Consider the following 667-nt stretch of genomic DNA (forward strand, 5'->3'; position numbering starts at 1 on the left):
ATCGCCGCTCCCTGCGCTCGTCAGAATCGCGCTCGCGACAACCTCGAAGAGGTGGTCGGCGCGTGGCGCGAGCGAGGGTTGATCGCCGAGCCAAGCGAGCGCCGCTACCAGCGCGAACAGATCGGTGCCATCAATGTCGGTCCGCGCTGCGCCCGCGGCCTGGGCACGGGCGAGGAGCCGCGCACCGGCCGCGCGCAAGGTGACGCACGAAGCGTGGAGTGCGGACTCGGTGTCCTCGATGGCGGCTGCCATCAGCACGGTCACGCCCCGATACTCAGTTGTCCACGCGACGCAGTCGCGTAGCCACGAAACGAGAGCATCTTCGGGCGAGCTCAACGTTTCGAGCTCGGCTGCCTGTGCCGCCAGCTCGTCGAAGCTCGTGCGGAGCAGGGCATCGAGCAGTGCCTCGCGCGTCGGGAAGTGACGCAGCAGTGTCGCGAGCCCGACGTCGGCCCTGCGCGCGATGTCGCGCAGTGATACGTCGACACCCTGCTCGGTGATGGCGGTGCCCGCGACTGTGAGCACGTGGTCGCGGTTCTTCCTGGCGTCGGCCCGCATCTGTCCCTCTTGACTATCCGGATCAGTGGTCCATATATTCGGATCACTGGTCCAGTTATGTGGATCGCTGATCCGAATAAGCTTATCCCGCAGCGCGGGCAGGAGAAAA

General features: G+C 66.1%; 1 protein-coding gene. It reads right to left on the minus strand.

Annotated features, from left to right (window positions below; translation table 11 throughout):
* On the minus strand, nt 1-558 hold a 558-nt coding region (locus KVT44_RS55515), incomplete at its 3' end, for a TetR/AcrR family transcriptional regulator (RefSeq protein ID WP_217576850.1).
* Nucleotides 559-667: the final 109 nt, after the last annotated feature.

The organism is Streptomyces sp. GbtcB7 (assembly GCF_019091445.1).
GTDB classification, from domain to species: domain Bacteria; phylum Actinomycetota; class Actinomycetes; order Streptomycetales; family Streptomycetaceae; genus Streptomyces; species Streptomyces mirabilis.